Origin of the sequence: Pseudodesulfovibrio senegalensis (assembly GCF_008830225.1) — a bacterium.
GTDB classification, from domain to species: Bacteria; Desulfobacterota; Desulfovibrionia; order Desulfovibrionales; family Desulfovibrionaceae; genus Pseudodesulfovibrio; species Pseudodesulfovibrio senegalensis.
In genome coordinates, this window is the sequence record NZ_WAIE01000001.1 from 683,731 (window position 1) to 695,717 (window position 11,987).

The 11,987-nt window shown below is 58.2% G+C and carries 12 protein-coding genes; all 12 read left to right on the plus strand.

Translation table 11 applies throughout. From position 1 onward, the window contains the following. Positions 1–100: 100 nt before the first annotated feature. On the plus strand, positions 101–1,249 hold the full coding sequence (locus F8A88_RS03095) for a branched-chain amino acid ABC transporter substrate-binding protein (protein ID WP_151149599.1): 1,149 nt from the start codon (positions 101–103) through the stop codon (positions 1,247–1,249). A gap of 87 nt (positions 1,250–1,336) precedes the next feature. Beyond that, complete coding sequence (locus F8A88_RS03100; RefSeq protein ID WP_151149600.1) at positions 1,337–2,236, plus strand: branched-chain amino acid ABC transporter permease; 900 nt, start codon at positions 1,337–1,339, stop codon at positions 2,234–2,236. Between the two features lie 157 nt (positions 2,237–2,393). Further along, entirely contained in the window at positions 2,394–3,569 is a 1,176-nt protein-coding gene (locus F8A88_RS03105) for an ABC transporter permease subunit (protein ID WP_151150240.1), read from the plus strand. Beyond that, complete coding sequence (locus F8A88_RS03110) at positions 3,562–4,356, plus strand: ABC transporter ATP-binding protein (RefSeq protein ID WP_151149601.1); 795 nt, start codon at positions 3,562–3,564, stop codon at positions 4,354–4,356. Before F8A88_RS03105 ends, F8A88_RS03110 begins: the two co-directional genes overlap by 8 nt. A gap of 1 nt (position 4,357) precedes the next feature. Continuing rightward, the gene (locus F8A88_RS03115; RefSeq protein WP_151150241.1) at positions 4,358–5,065 is read left to right on the plus strand and encodes an ABC transporter ATP-binding protein; all 708 of its coding nucleotides are present in this window, start codon (positions 4,358–4,360) and stop codon (positions 5,063–5,065) included. 69 nt (positions 5,066–5,134) lie between these two features. Further along, entirely contained in the window at positions 5,135–6,592 is a 1,458-nt protein-coding gene (guaB, locus tag F8A88_RS03120) for an IMP dehydrogenase (RefSeq protein ID WP_151149602.1), read from the plus strand. Positions 6,593–6,634: 42 nt separating this feature from the next. Beyond that, a complete protein-coding gene (gene guaA / locus F8A88_RS03125; RefSeq protein WP_151149603.1) occupies positions 6,635–8,182 on the plus strand; it encodes a glutamine-hydrolyzing GMP synthase in 1,548 nt (515 codons plus the stop codon). Positions 8,183–8,213: 31 nt separating this feature from the next. Beyond that, positions 8,214–8,561 (plus strand): Sec-independent protein translocase protein TatB, encoded by a 348-nt coding sequence (gene tatB / locus F8A88_RS03130; protein ID WP_151149604.1) that lies wholly within the window; start codon positions 8,214–8,216, stop codon positions 8,559–8,561. Next, entirely contained in the window at positions 8,558–9,910 is a 1,353-nt protein-coding gene (tatC, locus tag F8A88_RS03135; RefSeq protein WP_151149605.1) for a twin-arginine translocase subunit TatC, read from the plus strand. Before tatB ends, tatC begins: the two co-directional genes overlap by 4 nt. A gap of 104 nt (positions 9,911–10,014) precedes the next feature. Further along, the gene (gene hisB, locus F8A88_RS03140; protein ID WP_151149606.1) at positions 10,015–10,602 is read left to right on the plus strand and encodes an imidazoleglycerol-phosphate dehydratase HisB; all 588 of its coding nucleotides are present in this window, start codon (positions 10,015–10,017) and stop codon (positions 10,600–10,602) included. Further along, positions 10,602–11,255 carry a hypothetical protein gene (locus F8A88_RS03145; protein ID WP_151149607.1) on the plus strand — a complete coding sequence of 218 codons (654 nt, stop codon included), beginning with the start codon at positions 10,602–10,604 and terminating at the stop codon, positions 11,253–11,255. Before hisB ends, F8A88_RS03145 begins: the two co-directional genes overlap by 1 nt. After that, a complete protein-coding gene (gene hisA / locus F8A88_RS03150; protein ID WP_151149608.1) occupies positions 11,252–11,983 on the plus strand; it encodes a 1-(5-phosphoribosyl)-5-[(5-phosphoribosylamino)methylideneamino]imidazole-4-carboxamide isomerase in 732 nt (243 codons plus the stop codon). Before F8A88_RS03145 ends, hisA begins: the two co-directional genes overlap by 4 nt. Positions 11,984–11,987 lie beyond the last annotated feature (4 nt).

Genomic DNA, 11,987 nt, shown 5'->3' on the forward strand with positions numbered 1-11,987 from the left:
CTTTACAATCGATCGTAGCGTGTATGGAAGCAGAAGGCTGTCGCTTTTCCTTCTGATTCACAAACCGTTGGAACCATTACGTTTATAGGAGAGGACCGTTATGAGAGGGAAATGGAGTTTGGTAGTGTTCGCAATGGCGATCATGGCGTTTGCCGTGGCTGGTTGCGGCGGTGGAGAGGAAAAGAAAGCCGAAGAAGCTCCCGCCAAGAAGCTTGTTCTCGGTGTTGCCGGCGCCCACAGTGGCGACCTGGCCTCCTACGGTCTGCCGACCGTCAATGCTGCCAAGCTGGTAGCTGCTGAAATCAATGCCAAGGGCGGCGTGCTGGGCATGCAGGTCGAAGTTCAGGCACAGGATGACCAGTGCAAGCCTGAAATGGCCACCAACGCTGCCACCAAGCTGGTCTCCGACGGCGTGAAAATCGTCCTCGGCCATATCTGCTCCGGCGCCACCAAGGCCGCGCTCGAAATTTACAAGGACGCCAAGGTCGTGTGCATGTCGCCGTCCGCCACCAACCCGCCGCTGACCCAGTCCGGCGATTACCCCAACTTCTTCCGCACCATCGCTTCGGACGATGCCCAGGCGTTGCTCGAAGTTGATTTTGCCAAGAAACTCGGCCTCAAGAACGTGGCCGTGATTCACGACAAGGGTGACTACGGCAAGGGCTTTGCGGAATTCTGCAAGCAGTTTGCCGAAGCCGATCCCGACATGTCCGTGGTCCTGTTCGAGGGTGTGACCCCCGGCGCGGTGGATTACTCTGCCGTGGTTCAGAAAATCAAGAATTCCGGCGCTGACGGCGTGATCTTCGGTGGCTATCATCCCGAAGCTTCCAAGATCGTGACCGGCATGCGCAAGAAGGGACTGGAGATTCCGTTCCTTTCCGACGACGGCGTGAAGGACGATACCTTCATCAAGGTCGCCGGCGAATATGCCGAAGGCGTTTACGCCACCGGTCCCCGCGACATCTCTTCCAACGAACTGTACTCCGTGGCCGAAGCCGCCCACAAGAAGGAATTCGGTTCCGATCCGGGTGCGTTCTTCTATCAGGCCTACGCTGCTGCCCAGGCCCTGCTCAACGCTGTTGAGAAGGCCGGTTCCACCGATTATGACAAGGTTGTCGAAGCTCTGCGCACCCAGTATGTGGTTACCCCCCTGGGCAAGATCAAGTTCGACAAGCGCGGCGATGCCGAAGGTGTCGGATTCTCCGTGTATCAGGTCAAGAACGGCCAGTATGTGGAACTCGCCAACTAGGGCGGCGCTCGGAAACAATGCATGAAACGCAGGGGGCAGGCCGCGGCTTGCCCCCTGATTGTGTATAGAAACTGGATAGGAAAACTGATGGAATATTTCCTTGAACTTTTTTTCGGGGGCCTGACCCGCGGCAGCATCTACGCATTGATCGCTTTGGGCTATACCATGGTCTATGGCATCATCGAGCTGATCAACTTCGCTCATGGCGAGATATACATGATCGGCGCGTTCACCGGGCTGATCGTGGCCGGGGTGCTGGGAGCCATGGGGTTTCCCACATTCGCCATTCTGGTGCTGGCTGTTGTGGTTGCGGTGATTTACTCCGCGGCCTACGGCTTCACCATTGAAAAAATCGCGTACAAGCCCCTGCGCGGCGCTCCGAGGCTCTCGCCTCTGATTTCCGCCATCGGCATGTCCATTTTCCTGCAGAACTACGTCATGCTGGCCCAGACGTCCGACTTCCTGCCGTTCCCGAGCCTGATCCCCGAATTCGAGGTGCCCGGTCTTAACGGCATCATCAGCAGTTCGGAACTGGTCATCGTGGTGACCACGGCGCTCGTCTGCATCGGCCTGACCCTGTTCATCAAGTTCGGCAAGCTGGGCAAGGCCATGCGCGCTACGGCTCAGAACCGGAAAATGGCGCAACTTGTGGGCATCAACGTCAACACCGTGATCTCGGCCACCTTCGTGATCGGTTCGAGCCTTGCCGCCGTGGGCGGCGTGCTCATTGCCTCGCACATCGGCCAGATCAACTATTACATCGGCTTCATTGCGGGCATCAAGGCGTTCACGGCCGCAGTGCTCGGCGGTATCGGCAGCATTCCCGGTGCCATGCTCGGGGCGCTCATCCTCGGTTGGACCGAGGCGTTTGCCACCGGTTACGTGTCATCGGACTACGAGGACGTTTTCGCTTTTGCCCTGCTGGTCCTGATTCTTATCTTCAGGCCTGCCGGAATCATGGGCAAACAGCCCACGCAGAAAGTGTAGATAATCGCGCTGCCGCAAGGCGCGCAAGCAATACAAGGGATAAACCGTGAACAACAACGCAAAGGCTGACAAGGGCAGCCCCCTGGCCTTCTTCTCGGCCGGGTGTGACAGCGTGCCCCATGCGTTCAGGAGGTCCATCCTCGTGGCGCTGTGGTTCATGTTCCTGACGTTTCCACTCATGGTCATCAAGGTTGATACCATCAACAAGACCATTGAATGGCGTTGGATGAACCTGCTTTGGGTAGGCATCGGCTCGTTCGTGCTTTCATTTGTCTGGCGCTGGTTGCTCGAGCGCAAGGAAATGCAGAAGGATCAGGTAGCCACGGAAGGACCGGTGGAGCGTTTGCTTACGTCCGTCTCCACCATTCCGGCAGCCAGGTGGAGCCTGCTGGCCGTGATTGGTGCCGCAGCCGTGATATTTCCGCACATGGCGGGCATGTACCAGACCAACATCATGATTTCCTGCCTGACCTATGTTGCCTTGGGCCTCGGCCTGAACATCGTGGTGGGGCTGGCCGGCCTGCTGGACCTCGGCTATGTGGCTTTCTACGCGGTGGGCGCTTATGCCTATGCGCTCATGAACATGCATTTCGAGATCGGGTTCTGGACCATGCTGCCCATCGGTGCCCTCCTTGGAGCCATCTGCGGCATCCTGCTCGGTTTTCCGGTACTGCGCCTGCGCGGCGACTACCTGGCCATCGTGACCCTCGGTTTCGGGGAAATCATTCGGCTGGTGCTGGAAAACTGGGGCGATGTGACCATGGGGCCCAGCGGCATTTCCGGCATCGACCGGCCCATGCTCTTCGGCCACAAGTTCGGGGTCTTTGATTCCATCACCTTCATGTATTACATCATGCTCGGGTTGATGATCCTGACCATCTTCTTTGTGAACCGGTTGCAGAATTCGCGCATAGGGCGGGCATGGCTGGCCCTGCGCGAGGACGAGATCGCGTGTCAGGCCATGGGCATCGACCGCACCAAAACCAAGCTGATGGCCTTTGCCCTCGGCGCCACCTGGGCCGGCATGGCCGGCGTGGTGTTTGCGGCCAAGACCACATTCATCAACCCGGCCAGCTTCACGTTCTGGGAGTCGGCCATCATTTTGTCCGTGGTCGTCATCGGCGGCATGGGGTCCATTCGCGGCGTCATCCTCGGTGCTTTGGTGCTCATCCTGCTGCCGGAATACCTGCGGGCCTTTTCCGAATTCAGGATGCTCATTTTCGGAGCCACCATGGTTCTGGTCATGGTCTTCAGGCCGCAGGGTCTGATTCGGGCCAAACGCAAGGTCTATACCTATATGGGCAAGCAAACAGCGGGGGCGGAACATGGCTAGTCCCGTTCTCAATGTACAGGATATCTGCATGGACTTCGGGGGCATCCGTGCCCTCGACGAGGTCAATCTGGACGTGAACGCGGGCGAGATCGCTGCGCTCATCGGCCCCAACGGCGCGGGCAAGACCACCTTCTTCAACTGCATTACCGGCATTTACAAGCCCACGAGCGGCGACGTGCTGGTGGGGCGCGAAGGTGAAAAGCCCCGGCGCATCAACGGCATCAAACCGAATCTGGTGACCGAGATCGGCATGGCCCGTACGTTCCAGAACATTCGGCTTTTCCCGTCCATGACAACGCTGGAAAACGTGATGATCGGCACGCACTGCCGCACCAAATCCGGTATCTGGGGCGCTGTTTCCCACAACCGCAGAACACGGCGGGAAGAAACGGAAATCATCGAAAAGAGTTACCATCTGCTCGAGCTGGTGCACCTGAACGAATACGCCAACGAACTGGCCTGCAACCTGCCGTACGGCAAGCAGCGCAGGCTGGAGATTGCCCGGGCCATGGCCACGGACCCGTTTCTGCTGCTGCTGGACGAGCCCGCCGCGGGCATGAACCCGCAGGAGACCTCGGAGCTCAAGGATCTTGTTCTGGGCATTCGCGAGGAATACTCCATCTCCATCCTGCTTATCGAGCATGACATGAAGATGGTCATGAGCATGTCCGACCGCATCTTCGTGCTGGACTACGGCAGGCTCATCGCCCACGGCACGCCCAGGGAAGTCAGCGATGATCCCGCAGTGATCAAGGCGTATCTCGGAGAAGGGGACGACGATGTCTAGAATGCTCGAGTTGAAGAATATCGATACCTACTACGGCAACATCCAGGCCCTGTACGACGTCAATCTGTACATTGACCATGGCGAGATCATTACCCTGATAGGCGGCAACGGCGCAGGCAAGTCCACCACGCTCATGACCATCTGCGGGGTGCTCGATCCGCGCCGGGGCAGCGTGACCTACGAGGATATGGACATTACCGGCATGAGTGCGGAAAAGGTGGTCGCCCGGGGGATCTGCCAGGTACCGGAAGGTCGGCTCATCTTTCCGGAATTGACCATCTCCGAAAACCTGGACATGGGGGCCTTTCTGCGTTCGGACAAGGATGGCATCAAGCATGACCGGGAATATGCCTACGAGCTGTTCCCCATTCTGTATGAACGCCGCAGGCAGATGGGCGGCAACCTCTCGGGCGGCGAGCAGCAGATGCTGGCCATAGCCCGTGCGCTCATGGCCCGGCCCCGGCTTTTGCTGCTGGATGAACCATCCATGGGGCTGGCACCTTTAATTGTGCGTCAGATATTTGATATCATTACTAAAATTAATAAAGAATCGGGAACCACCATTTTTCTTGTTGAACAAAACGCCAACCTTGCGCTAAAGATCGGCCACCGAGGTTACGTAATGGAGAACGGAAAGATAGTGCTTACCGACACCTGCGACACATTGCTCGCCAACGAGGATGTGAAGCGCGCGTATCTCGGGCTCTAACGAACGAAGAACGGCCGGACGCAAGTCCGGCCTTAATCGTATGATAGGTTAAACAACCCGGAGGAACCAATGGAGAAGATTCTCGACAAGGCCCTTACATTTGATGACGTCCTCCTTCTTCCCGCCTATTCGGAAGTGCTGCCCGACTCCGTGGATACGTCCACGTACCTGACGCCTGAAATCAAGCTCAATATCCCGCTCATTTCCGCTGCCATGGATACCGTGACCGAAGCGCGCATGGCCATTGCCATGGCCCGACACGGCGGCGCGGGCGTGATCCACAAGAACATGTCCGTGCGCGAACAGGTCCGCGAAGTGGACAGGGTCAAGAAATCCGAATCCGGCATGATCCACAACCCCATTACCGTGCATCCCGACGATACGCTGGGCAAGGTCATGGACATCATGCAGGAATACCGCATTTCCGGCCTGCCCGTCGTGCGGGGCGAACATCTCGTGGGCATCATCACCAACCGCGACATCCGTTTCGTCTCCGAACGGGAGACCCCGGTCTCCGAGCTCATGACCTCGCGCGATCTGGTGACCGTGACCGAAGGAATTTCCACTGAAGATGCCAAGCGCAAATTGCACCAGAACCGTATTGAAAAGCTGCTGGTGGTGGACGATGATGACAACCTCAAGGGGCTGATCACCATCAAGGACATCAACAAGGTCAAGAAATACCCCAACGCGGTCAAGGACGGCTTCGGCCGCCTGATCTGCGGCGCGGCCATCGGCGTGGGCAAGGACTGCGAGGCACGGGCCGAGGCTCTGCTGCGGGCCGGTGCCGACTTTTTGGCACTCGATTCCGCACACGGCCATTCCCGCAACATTCTCGAGGCTGTAGCCATGATCCGCAGCTCGTTCCCGAAGGCCCAGATCGTGGGCGGCAACGTGGCCACCTACGGAGGCGCCAAGGCGCTTATCGAGGCGGGCGTGGATACGGTCAAGGTGGGTATCGGTCCCGGATCCATCTGCACCACCCGCGTGGTTGCCGGTGTGGGCGTGCCCCAGATCACCGCTGTCATGGAAGCTGCCCGCGCATGCCGTGAGGCCGACAAGTGCCTCATTGCCGACGGCGGCATCAAATATTCCGGCGACGTGGTCAAAGCGCTGGTTGTGGGAGCCAACTCCTGCATGATGGGTTCCCTCTTCGCAGGCACCGAGGAAAGCCCGGGCGAGACCATCCTGTACCAGGGCCGCACCTACAAGACCTACCGCGGCATGGGATCCATCGACGCCATGAAAAAAGGCAGCTCGGACCGTTACTTCCAGGAAAAATCCAAGAAGCTCGTGCCCGAAGGCATCGTGGGCCGGGTGCCGTATCGCGGACCGGTGGGCGAGTCCATCTACCAGCTCATTGGCGGACTTCGTTCCGGCATGGGCTATACCGGATGCCAGGAAATCGGAGAACTGTACGAAAAGGCCCAGATGGTGCAGATTTCACCTGCAGGCCTGCGCGAGTCCCATGTTCACGACGTGACCATCACCAAGGAATCCCCCAACTACAGGGTTGAGGGATCCTAGCCCAAAGGGTACGCTCTTTGCGGTAATCGGAGAAATATATCTATGCTGAATCAAGACAAGGTAGTCATTCTGGATTTCGGGTCCCAGTTTACCCAGCTCATTGCGCGGCGCATCCGCGAGGCGGGCGTGTACTCGGAAATCCACCCCTGCAATGTGGACCCGGCCAAGGTCAAGGCCCTCAATCCTCAGGCCCTGATCCTTTCGGGCGGCCCTTCCAGCGTGCTGGAGGGTGGTTGCCCGGATCTGGCTCCGGAATACCTCGAATGGAACCTGCCCACGCTGGGCATATGCTATGGCATGCAGTTGCTGGCCCACAAGCTGGGCGGCAAGGTGGTTTCGTCCAAGGACCGTGAATACGGCCGCGCCGAGTTCGAGGCCCTGAATGATAGCCCCCTGTTCGACGGCATTGAGAACAGCGACAAGCTGACCGTCTGGATGTCTCATGGCGACCGTGTGCAGTCCATTCCCGACGATTTCGAGATCATGGGCAAGACCGAGTCCATCGAATTCGCGGCCATGGGCAACCGGGAGCGCAAGATTTATGCGCTGCAGTTCCATCCGGAAGTGGCGCATACCGATCAGGGCGCACAGATCATCAACAACTTCCTGTTCAAGGTGGCCGACCTCAAGCCGTCGTGGTCCATGTCCTCGTTCGTGGAAACCTGCATCGAAGACCTCAAGCGGCAGGTGGGCGACGACAAGGTTGTGCTCGGCCTTTCCGGCGGCATCGACTCCACCGTGGCTGCCGTGCTGCTGCACAAGGCCATCGGCCGCAACCTGCACTGCATTTTCGTGGACAACGGTTTGCTGCGCATGGGCGAACGCGAGGAAGTCATCGGCTTTCTGGCCGAGCATTTCGACCTCAACGTCAAGGTCGTGGACGCAGCCGACGAATTCCTCGGCAAGCTCAAGGGCGTTACCGACCCGGAAAAGAAACGCAAGATCATCGGCTACACCTTCATCGACGTGTTCGATCGGGAGGCCAAGAATATCGATGGCGTCAAGTTCCTGGGACAGGGAACCCTGTACCCGGACGTGATCGAGTCCGAATCCTTCAAGGGGCCTTCGGCCGTGATCAAGAGCCACCACAACGTGGGCGGCCTGCCCGAGACCATGAATCTCGAACTGGTGGAACCACTGCGCGAACTTTTCAAGGACGAGGTTCGACGCGCGGCCTACGAATTGGGACTGCCCGAACACATCATCTGGCGCCATCCCTTCCCGGGTCCGGGTCTTTCCATCCGTATTCTCGGCGAGATCACCGAAGAGCGGCTGCAGATCCTGCGCCTTGCCGACCGCATCGTTCAGAACGAACTTATTGCCTCGGACTGGTATCGTAAGGTATGGCAGGGATTCGCGGTTCTTCTTCCCCTGAAGACCGTGGGCGTCATGGGCGACGGACGCACCTACGAAAACGTCATTGCATTGCGTATCGTGGACAGCATCGACGCCATGACAGCGGACTGGACCCGCCTGCCTTCCGAGGTGTTGGCGCGCATGTCCAATCGCATTATCAACGAGGTACAGGGTGTCAACCGTGTGGTTCTGGACATTTCGTCCAAACCGCCGAGCACCATCGAATGGGAATAAGCCGCACTCACTGCTTGCACAAGGAATTGATATGTTTGGAATTGGCGGACCTGAACTGCTGATCATCGTTGTTGTTGCCCTCATTGTCATCGGCCCGGCCAAGCTGCCGCAAATGATGCGCAGTCTCGGCAAGGGCATGGCGGAATTCAAGCGCATGAGCAATGACGTCAAGAGCACGCTCGATCAGGAAGTGCAGCAGGCCGAGGCTGATCTGCGCAAGAAAGAGGCCGAGAAGTCTCTTTCCGAGAAAAAATCGAAAGAGACCGCAGAGCCGCAGGAGGAACCCGCGAAGGATTCCGTTTCCGAGGCCGCGGAAAAGGCAGACACCGCAGTCAAGGCAGAAGCCGGTTCTGAAGAGCAGGGCAAGGAGAGCGCATGAGCGCGGATAATGAATTGACCCCCGGTTCCCCCGATCAGAAAGACAAGGATCAGGAAAACAGGAAACAGGACGAAACAACGCCTGTTTCCCCGGAATCGGAACAGGGCAATCCCGCAGAAGAGAATAACGGGGCCGGAGTCGAATCCGGCCCCGATTCCGTGTCTTCCGAAAACCCGGAAGGCACGGCATCCGGTGCCGATGCCGCTGATCACGCGGACGATGGTGATGATCCGCAGACGGAAGCCGCGGAGCCGGAATCCGGTGACGGTGGCGGAACCGATGGGCCGGACGAACCCGGCGACGGGGATGACGAACCGGACGAGGACGATTCCGAAGCCCAGGGCAGTGCCAGCATGGGACTGCTGGACCATCTGGGCGAGCTGCGCCAGCGTCTGGTGCGCAGCGTGCTGGCCACGGCCGTGGGCATGATCGCCTGCTACGGTTTTGCCGAAAAGCTGTTTGACATTCTGATGAAGCCCATGAAGGAAGTGCTGGACAAACATGCCGCCAGCCAGCTCCTTTTGCCCGAGGACTTCTTTGTCAACCTCCAGCAGTCGCTGGAGCAGGTGCTAAGAACCACGGATTTCAAGTATTTCGATCAGTTGCCCGTGTTCATGGGGGCGCTCAAGAAATCGCTCGGCCCCTTGGCCATGAGCGGCCATTTTCAGTACACCTATCCGGCGGAAGCGTTTTTCGCCCATATCAAGATTTCCATTGTGGCGGGCATTTTCCTTATGAGTCCCGTCATTTTCACACAGATATGGGGATTCATCGCCCCGGGCCTGTATGCGCACGAGCGCCGCTGGGTCATTCCCATGGCCATCGTGTCCGCCGTGTTTTTTGTTGCAGGTGGCGTTTTCGGATATTTCGTGGTTTTTCCGTTCGGCTTTGATTTCTTTGCCAGCTTCGCTTCCTCGGAAATCGCGTTTACCCCCAAGCTGAATGAATACCTGAGTTTTTGCCTCAAACTGTTGTTCGCCTTCGGTGTGGTCTTTGAATTGCCGCTGTTCATATTTTTCCTTGCGCGGCTTGGCGTGGTCACCTCCAAGGGATTGCGGAAGAAACGCAAGTATGCAATTTTGCTTGCATTTGTCACCTCGGCAGTGCTCACTCCCCCCGATCCCTTTACCCAGTGTCTCATGGCAGGGCCGCTGATCATTCTGTATGAGCTTGGCGTATGGGTGGCCTATTTCTTTGGCAAGAAGAAGCCCGCGCCCGAACCGGAGCCTGAAGACGATTCCGAATCCGGGCCCGCCGGGAACGACGACGCCGAGGAAGATGAGACCGTCGAAGACGATGGCAAGCCGGGCCAGACCGGAGATCAGGGGACGGAGACCAAGGACGAATAATAAGGCTCCGGGCCCGGCGAGTGGACTGCTCGGCGGGCCCGTGGCTTCGTAGCATATTTTCTTTTCTGGATTTTTCTTATATTGTCCACAAAAAGGAGGATACGGTGAGCAGCCGTGAAGCGTCCGTGAAGCGGACCACCAATGAAACCGATATCGACCTGCGGCTCGTTCTGGACGGGCAGGGCAGGGCTTCTGTGGGCACCGGGGTCGGGTTTGCCGACCACATGCTTGACCTCATGTGTTTCTGGGGCGGTTTCGACCTGGAACTGACCTGCAAGGGTGACCTTGAAATCGACAGCCATCATACCCTGGAGGACATTGCGCTCTGTCTTGGACAGGTGTTGTCCGAGGCCTTGGGAGACAAGCAGGGCATTGCCCGCGTAGGCTGGGCCAAGGTCCCCATGGACGAGGCGCTGGCCGAAGTCGTCGTCGATCTTTCCGGCCGACCGTATCTTGTTTACGAAGACGCCCTGTTGCCCGACGTGATTGCGGGAGACGAAAAGGACGTCTGGCGTGAATTTTTCAAATCGCTGGCGTACAGGGCAGGAATGAACCTGCATATCAAGTTTGAATACGGCCGCAACGGCCATCATCTTTTGGAGGCCGCGTTCAAGGCGCTCGGCAGGGCTCTCGGAGCAGCCGTGCGGCAGGAACGCCAAGGGGTTTCCAGTACAAAAGGGAGTCTTGACTGATGAAGCGACTCACAGCACGCGCCTGTATTCTGGTATTCGGCTTTAGCCTGTTGGTCATGGCCGGTTGCGGCAAGTCCCGGCCTGAAGTCACTGCCCCGCGCCCGCAGGGCAAGCTTGTGGTGGCCATGTTTACCAGCCCCACATCGTCCATGGATCTGCTGGCCGGATATCTGCCCGAGGAAGGCAAGCCGGTCGACCCCGAGGTGCTGGCCAAGCTGGACTCGGTTGTCCAGGGGGCGTTGAACGAACACGGAGTCATGAATTTCACGCCGGCGGCCGTTACACGGCAGTGTCAGAATGTGGTCGAGTTCAAGGATGCGGGTATTCCGCGCATGTCCGCATTCAACTATTGGGTCAACGTGGGCAAGTGCATGACCGCGGATTACATCCTCGTGCCGCAGGTTCTGTCCTGGCGTGAGCGCGAAGGCGGCGAAGGGGGCGTGAGAAGGCCTGCCTCCGTGACCATCGATCTTTACCTCATCAATGTGAAGGAGCGCACCATGTTGCGCGGCCACTACTCGGAGACCCAGCAAGCCCTGTCCGAAAACCTGCTGAATGCAGGTAAGTTCTTTGACCGGGGTGCCAAATGGGTCAGCGCGCTTGAGCTGGCCAAGGAAGGCATTGACGAAAAACTTATGGAAATCGGATTATGATTCTTTTCCCGGCTGTAGACATCAAGGACGGCCAGTGCGTGCGCCTTGCCCAAGGCAAGGAAGACCAGGTCACGGTTTTTTCTTCCGATCCCGTGGCTCAGGCGCGGCATTGGGCCGGACTCGGCTGCAAGTATCTGCATGTGGTGGACCTTGACGGTGCCTTTTCCGGCAAGCCCAAGAACTACCAGTTGATCAAGGATATCTGCGCGGCCATCGACATCCCGGTGCAATTGGGCGGCGGCATCCGCGACGTGGAAACCGCCAAGGCCTATGTGGAGGCCGGAGTGACCCGGCTGATCATCGGCACCATGGCTCTTGAAAGTCCGGAGTTGTTTGCCGAGCTTTGCGCGGCCCTGCCCGGACAGATAGGCGTTTCACTGGATGCCGTGGACGGTGCTCTCAAGAGCAAGGGTTGGGTCGAGGATGCGGGTCTGCGCATTGAGGATGTCCTTCCCCGGTTGGAGGAAAATGGCGTTTCCTTTCTCGTGTATACGGACATTGCACGGGACGGCATGCAGACCGGCGTGAACATCGACGCTCTGGAACGCCTGTGCTCCATGACCACCATTCCCGTCATTGCAGCGGGTGGCGTGCACACCATCAATGACATCACGAATCTGTATCCTTTGTGCAGCAAGGGCCTTGAAGGGGCCATTTCCGGTCGTGCCATATATGTCGGAACACTTGACGTGCGCGAGGCCAACAAGTGGATCGAAAGCAAATCCTGATCGT

What these genes read in the sequence shown, in the direction of transcription:
- tatC (WP_151149605.1), top strand. Translation starts at nt 8,558, where the DNA reads ATGAGCGCGGATAATGAATTGACCCCCGGTTCCCCCGATCAGAAAGAC.
- tatB (WP_151149604.1), top strand. Translation starts at nt 8,214, where the DNA reads ATGTTTGGAATTGGCGGACCTGAACTGCTGATCATCGTTGTTGTTGCC.
- F8A88_RS03095 (WP_151149599.1), top strand. Translation starts at nt 101, where the DNA reads ATGAGAGGGAAATGGAGTTTGGTAGTGTTCGCAATGGCGATCATGGCG.
- F8A88_RS03100 (WP_151149600.1), top strand. Translation starts at nt 1,337, where the DNA reads ATGGAATATTTCCTTGAACTTTTTTTCGGGGGCCTGACCCGCGGCAGC.
- F8A88_RS03115 (WP_151150241.1), top strand. Translation starts at nt 4,358, where the DNA reads ATGCTCGAGTTGAAGAATATCGATACCTACTACGGCAACATCCAGGCC.
- guaB (WP_151149602.1), top strand. Translation starts at nt 5,135, where the DNA reads ATGGAGAAGATTCTCGACAAGGCCCTTACATTTGATGACGTCCTCCTT.
- guaA (WP_151149603.1), top strand. Translation starts at nt 6,635, where the DNA reads ATGCTGAATCAAGACAAGGTAGTCATTCTGGATTTCGGGTCCCAGTTT.
- hisA (WP_151149608.1), top strand. Translation starts at nt 11,252, where the DNA reads ATGATTCTTTTCCCGGCTGTAGACATCAAGGACGGCCAGTGCGTGCGC.
- F8A88_RS03145 (WP_151149607.1), top strand. Translation starts at nt 10,602, where the DNA reads ATGAAGCGACTCACAGCACGCGCCTGTATTCTGGTATTCGGCTTTAGC.
- F8A88_RS03105 (WP_151150240.1), top strand. Translation starts at nt 2,394, where the DNA reads ATGTTCCTGACGTTTCCACTCATGGTCATCAAGGTTGATACCATCAAC.
- F8A88_RS03110 (WP_151149601.1), top strand. Translation starts at nt 3,562, where the DNA reads ATGGCTAGTCCCGTTCTCAATGTACAGGATATCTGCATGGACTTCGGG.